Consider the following 6,424-nt stretch of genomic DNA (forward strand, 5'->3'; position numbering starts at 1 on the left):
ATTACTATTATGGCGAATTATTAATTAAATGTCAAGGAAAAAATCCGCAAAAATTTTTAATTAGTTGGTAATAAGGGATTTATTCATATTAAATATTAATTACTTTTTCATAATCTTGAATAGTATTGCAATTAAACAAAATTTGCTTATTTTTGACTACTAATTCTTCAACAATTTCTTGATGTAACCATTGCTGAAAAGATTTATTTCCTTTTTGGATGGATTGTTGTAAAGAAGTTTGACAATTCCGATGATAAAAACCGCATAAACACTCCCAACCTTTTTCATTTTTAGGTAAAAAAGCGATAGAATTTTCAGGTATATTTGAAAGAGCATTAATCCAATTTTTAACTTCATTGACTTTCAAAAAAGGTAAATCACAAGCTAAGAGTAAAATCCAATCTGAATTAAGATAATTTAAAGCCTCAGAAAAGGCGATTAAACCTCCTTGAAAAGTAGATGATTCCTGAATAAAATGACAATGTTTAGGTAAAATAGAGGAATATTTTTCAGCCCAAGGAGTAATAATATAAACTTGCTCTGTACATTGTTGAGCAATATTATAAATATTAGTTAATAAAGGTTTGCCATTGATGTGTAATAAAGCCTTATCTTTTTGCATCCGAGAACTTTTTCCGCCAGCTAAAATAAGAGTAACAATTTTCATAATTAACCATCGAGAGAAATAAGAAATCAAGGATCAGGAATCAGGAATTTAGTTAACTTTAGATAACCTCAGCTATTAGCTTTGAAATAAATTTCAGAGTGGGATAATTACTTATAAAACTTTTTAAAGTTAACCACTATTCACTATTCACTATTCACTATAGCAATCTAAATCATTCGTGAAGAATTAAAGATCAAAAAATAAATCTGTAAATCTTATTATACCGTCAAAGCTGATAGCTGATAGCTGATAGCTAACACCTCTTTAAATCTCACAACTCACATAGGATTGATATTAACTATTAACTATCAAATATTTATTATGGCAATTAGAGTCAAAATTCCTCAAGATAAAGCTAATTTGGTACAAAGTTTAGTCTTAAATAATGAAAATCCTCAAGGAGTATTTGCTACTTATGCTGATGTAATGGCTTTTGCGGCGGCTTTAGGCAAGAAAAATAAACTTAGATTACCATTAGATAGTATTGCTAAAGAACCGTCTCCTATCAGTTTAGATGTTTTTAGTACTCGTGGATATGATCTTTTATTCAAACTTATTGCTATCACAGAAAATCATAATCCGCAAATTATCTCAACTTATGACATCACAGCGGAAGAAGAAAGAGTAACTATTTTTGAAGAATATGCTAATGGCGGATTAATGAAGTTACAAGATCAACTCAAAGGTGCTGTAGATTATAGTGAGAGAATTTTATTGATTTTAAGTCAGGCAAAAAAACAGCTATCGGCTACAACTGCGACTAATTTTGATTTAACTAAATTTTTACCCGATATTTAAAACTAAGCTAAAACGCATTTAACTTAGGTTTTTTCCTAACTCCTAACAAGGGGTTTAAACTCCTTGCCTTAACTCAAACGTTTACCTATTCCCCCTTCCCTACCTCCCATAGTTAACTTAGATGCGTCTGGGGCTTATCAATTATTTAGTATTCTTTATCTATTACTTATTACTTATTAATTATCAACCAGTGTTACGCATACCAGCAGCAATACCGTTAATAGTTAATAACGCACCTCTTAATAATTCATCCTTGCTATAGCGGAAGTGAATTAAACCTGCTTTGTCTTGATTGGCATACTGTCTTAAACGTTTTAATAAGGATACTTGTAAAAATCCTAGTGGTACTATAGTACCGTTGCGTAATTGTACTGAACGCTGTAGTTCAATGTCATTGTCTAATAAACGCTCTTGTTCATTAATTTGTAAAACAATATCACGACTTAAATAATACTCTTTGGCAATTTGGTTAAATACTTTCTGAAAACGCTCTTTATCTTCCTCTTTCGATAATTCATCAACATAGTGACTAGCCATCTGTAAATCTACTTTTGAAAGCGTCATCTCGGCTTTAGAAATTACCATCTTAAAGAAAGGCCACTTTAAATAAAAATAGCGCAATAACTTCAAATTTTCTTCAGGTTCTTGATTTAAAAAGTCTTGTAATGCTGTACCTACACCATACCATGCTGGAAGCAAAAAACGACTTTGAGTCCAACTAAATACCCAAGGAATAGCACGCAGAGAGGAAATATCTTTTTTGCCACTGCTACGACGGGCAGGACGAGAACTTATTTGTAATTTACTAATTTCTTCAATGGGAGTCACTGACAAAAAGAAATCGATAAAGTCAGGTTGCTCATAAATTAATTGACGATAAGCTTTACGAGAAGATGTGGCAATTTCTTCCATTATCTCATTCCAAGGCTCAATATCGTCAAAACCACTGCCGAGTAAACTTGCTTGAATAACCGCAGTGCTAATGGTTTCGAGGTTATATAATGCCAATTCAGGTAAAGAATATTTAGAGGCTAACACTTCTCCTTGTTCGGTAATTTTGATTCTACCATCGATGGTGGAGGTAGGTTGTGCTAAAATAGCGGCATATGCTGGGCCTCCTCCTCGTCCTACTGAACCACCACGCCCATGAAATATTTTTAAATTTAATTTGTATTTATCGCCAATTCTGGCAAGGGTTTTTTGTGCTTTGTGAATTTCCCAATTACTGCTTAAAAATCCTGAATCTTTGTTACTGTCAGAATAACCTAACATAATTTCTTGTAAGTTTTTAGGGTTTAAGTCGGGTAAAACTAAGTTAGAAGCAGATTTAGATACATTTTTATATCCTCCCTCTAAACAAGCCCGATATAAGGGTAACTCGAATAATTCAGACATTACCATAGGTGCTCGTTTTAAGTCTTCTACCGTCTCAAATAATGGCACAATACTAATGCTTGTAACTCCTAAAATGGGATCATATAATCCGGCTTCTTTTGCTAGTAACAAGACTTCTAAGACATCACTAACATAATTCGTCATACTGATAATGTAGGTGTGACAAATATCTAAACCAAATTCTAACTGTAAATCTCTCAACACTCTAAAGGTTTCCACCGTTTCGGCGGTAGCTTCAGAAAAGGGAATTTCACTAGGAATCAAAGGGCGACGGGTTTTTAATTCTTGTACTAACCATGTAGTTTTTTCTGTTTCTGATAATTCTTTATAGGGTTTAACTAAGACTCCTAAATATTCAGCTATTTCGTTAAGGGCATCAGAATGACGAGAAGAATCTTGGCGAAAATCTAAGGGGGTAAGATGAAAACCAAAGATTTCGACTTGAGAGATTAAATGATTTAATTCTTTGCACTTTAAACCTGTATTTTCAAGGTTAAATTTGATTAAATTGAGATCTTCTAATAAATCATCACTGGAAGGGTAAAGATTATCTTCTTTTTTCGCTAGTTTAATTGATTTTCTGGTTTCAGGGTTTGATAAGGCTTGATTTCTTTTTTGAGTATTTTTTAATTTTTGTTCAATGTAAGCCAATTTTAAGCGATAGGGTTCTTGACGATAACGAACATATAATTTATCATACAACTCTGGCATCCCGATTCGATCTCGTTCTAAAGAATCCAATAATTCAGGCAACACATTACACCAGTGTAAGGATAAACTGAGAATATCGTTAAGTTGCTCCATAGTACTTAAATACTTTTCAATGATCAGGTTACGCTGATAACAGGCTGTTGACCATGTAACTTCAGGAGTAACAAAAGGGTTGCCATCTCGATCTCCTCCTACCCATGAACCAAAATAACAGAATTTGTGACTAGGGGGTTTTAATTTAGGAAAAGTATTATGTAAAGCCTGTTTTAAGCGAGTAGATAATTCAGGTAAAGTATTAAATAACACCTCCTGAAAGTAATGTAAAGCGTAATCAACCTCATCTAACACTGTGGGCTTAAATTGGTGAAGTTCGTCAGTACGCCACCATAAACGCACTTCTTCTGTTAAACATTCCCGATAGTTTTCAGCTTCCCAAGAATTGGTTAACCCCATGGCACGAAAAGACTCCTCCGCCGAATCCAATTTTTCCAGAAAATAAGCTATACGACGTTGTTTTTTACGGATAGTATGACGGACAATTTCTGTAGGGTGAGCGGTAAAAACTAAGTTAATATCTAATTGATCTAGTAATTGCTGAATTTTCGGTGGTGGCATATTTAACTTTTGTAAATAAGGGAAAAGCCAATGAAAAGTACCACCACTAGCAGGATTACTCTTTGGGTTAAAATAACTTTGTAATTCTTCTTTGGGATTCAATACCGTTGATTGATGATTATGAGACTCAGGTTTTTGAATCGCATTAACTTGATCTTCTGTTGTCGTTCTCCGAATTAACTTTTGTGTTCTTTGCTCGTAATGTTGCTCAACAATATTAATTAATTGAAAATATAATGCAAAAGCACGTGCGGCTTTAATTGCATCATCTAATTCTAATTGTTCAATCCATTTGCTAACTGAAATATTATCGGTTTCATTTGTCTGTCCTTCAGGAGAACAAGCCGATTTTAATTTATCTAATAAATCTACTAATTCTTGTCCACATTCATTTGTTAAAACTGATTCCCATAAATTTTCAACTAATTTTAGTCGGTGACGCAATAACAATTCAGAACTAGAATAAATACTTAATTCTTCTGTATAATTAGTCATGGTTGAAGTCATCATATTTTTTCTTTTTATATCTTAATGAACGGGGGTTAATCTTACCTTAAACAAAGGAAAATTCAGAATTCTATATTTATAAGTAACTATCTATCTAAACTTTAGATAAATAACATTAAACCTATAGTTAATATACAATTTTATGCCTAAAAACTCATACTCAATGACAATTAATTATTATTAAAGTTTTTCCCCTATATTAAGTTTTATTAATTTTAGGTAAGCCGATTCTGATTTTTTTACTCATAAAGTAATTGTATGTTAACAATGTTTTATCATAGAATCTTAAAATCTTAGCGGTAATGATCTATGGGATACAGTTTTTTACGATACATTTTTTAGACTTTCATTTTTTGCTGATTTTAAAGAATTTACCTTGTCAAAGATAAAAAAATCTGCTATAATTAGTAATCGTGTCATCTTTGGAGAGGTGGCCGAGCGGTTGAAGGCGCAGCACTGGAAATGCTGTTTGGGGGTGACTTCAACGAGGGTTCGAATCCCTCCCTCTCCGTATAAACAAAAGAAGCCTTTTAGTGTTTACTAGGGGGCTTTTTGGCATGGAAATTACGATCTAGATGGTTCGGTTATAACACTTTAACAAAATTATTGAACAAGTTATCATTAATTTGTGTTGGAGGAATTTTTTGATGATTAAACCATGATTTTGTCTGATTGTTTAGGGATTAATTTAAGTGAGATTTTGAGGGAAGATGATTGGGATAATGAGTTAGATGATTTTTCCCCTGATATTCCCCATATTGCTATATAAACACAACAAGAATGGAATGCGGCGATCGCATCTGTAGAAAAGTTATTAAATTTAACTATAGGGATTAATAAAAACAATAATGACTTAATACAAGGAGTAGTTTTTTCTTCTCCGACTCCTCTTCTTCGTGATTTAAAATTAGTTTCTCAGTTAGAAACAGTAGTTTTTTCTCCCTCAAATAGTGGAAAAATGGCGTTAATGCCCTGTGATTTTGAGAATAAATTTAAGCAGGTTTCTCCATTATCTTTTATTGATGTTTCTTTAAATGTTAATGATAGTTTAAGTCATGATCAATTTTGTTTGATTGTAACGGAAAAATTTTCTTGTTTAATTGTTAAAAGTTTTGTTAACAATAATCTGCCTAAATTTCAATTTTCTTTTGCTCCAGAAGTTATTAATAAAACATGGTTATTTTTAAAGAAAAGATTAATTTTGAGTCATAATTATCATACTGAATATTTAGAAAAGTTAGTAACCAAATTTCTTCCTATTAGTCCTGATTATAAAATTGTAAGTCAATTTACACGTTATTTACTCAAAGAGTTACAACAGTTTAATTTACCGAAAATTGAAGAAGAAGTTAATAAAATTCCTCGTCAAAGTCAAAGTATTTCCTTGAAAAAAACACCTTTACCGCCTTATCCAGAATTTGAATTACTACAAGCCTTAACTCATGAAATTAGGACTCCTTTGACTACGATACAAACAATAACTAAATTATTAATAAAAAGGGCAAAATTAACTCCTGATTTAGTTAAACATTTAGAGGTTATTGATCAAGAATGTACAGAACAAATTAACCGCATGGAATTAATTTTTAGGGCGGCAGAATTAGAGTCAAAACCAACGACACAAGAACAAGTTAGGTTAGTGCCAACTTCTTTAGAAACAATTTTAAATCGAACTATTCCTTTATGGAAAAAACAAGCTCAAAGACGCAATATTATCCTTAATATAATCAT

4 protein-coding genes and 1 tRNA gene are annotated in these 6,424 nt (G+C 32.1%); 3 read left to right on the top strand and 2 right to left on the bottom strand.

Annotated elements, in window-relative coordinates; all coding sequences use genetic code 11:
• Positions 1-88 precede the first annotated feature (88 nt).
• Positions 89-667 carry a molybdenum cofactor guanylyltransferase gene (locus tag FWJ34_RS17210; protein WP_308256573.1) on the bottom strand — a complete coding sequence of 193 codons (579 nt, stop codon included), beginning with the start codon at positions 665-667 and terminating at the stop codon, positions 89-91.
• A gap of 321 nt (positions 668-988) precedes the next feature.
• On the opposite strand from FWJ34_RS17210, the gene FWJ34_RS17215 reads away from it, so the two are divergent.
• Complete coding sequence (locus FWJ34_RS17215) at positions 989-1,465, top strand: DNA phosphorothioation-associated protein 4 (protein WP_308256574.1); 477 nt, start codon at positions 989-991, stop codon at positions 1,463-1,465.
• 183 nt (positions 1,466-1,648) lie between these two features.
• Here FWJ34_RS17215 and ppc read toward each other — a convergent pair whose 3' ends face one another.
• Complete coding sequence (gene ppc / locus FWJ34_RS17220; protein WP_396232057.1) at positions 1,649-4,693, bottom strand: phosphoenolpyruvate carboxylase; 3,045 nt, start codon at positions 4,691-4,693, stop codon at positions 1,649-1,651.
• A 424-nt stretch (positions 4,694-5,117) separates the two neighbouring features.
• Here ppc and FWJ34_RS17225 point away from each other — a divergent pair.
• Positions 5,118-5,204 (top strand) — tRNA-Ser (locus FWJ34_RS17225).
• Between the two features lie 447 nt (positions 5,205-5,651).
• The coding region (locus tag FWJ34_RS17230; RefSeq protein WP_308256576.1) for a histidine kinase dimerization/phospho-acceptor domain-containing protein at positions 5,652-6,424 on the top strand (773 nt) is incomplete at its 3' end.

Source organism: Geminocystis sp. GBBB08 (assembly GCF_016743215.1).
Classification (GTDB): domain Bacteria; phylum Cyanobacteriota; class Cyanobacteriia; order Cyanobacteriales; family Cyanobacteriaceae; genus Geminocystis.

What these genes read in the sequence shown, in the direction of transcription:
- FWJ34_RS17210 (WP_308256573.1), bottom strand. Translation starts at nt 667, where the DNA reads ATGAAAATTGTTACTCTTATTTTAGCTGGCGGAAAAAGTTCTCGGATG.
- ppc (WP_396232057.1), bottom strand. Translation starts at nt 4,693, where the DNA reads ATGACTTCAACCATGACTAATTATACAGAAGAATTAAGTATTTATTCT.
- FWJ34_RS17215 (WP_308256574.1), top strand. Translation starts at nt 989, where the DNA reads ATGGCAATTAGAGTCAAAATTCCTCAAGATAAAGCTAATTTGGTACAA.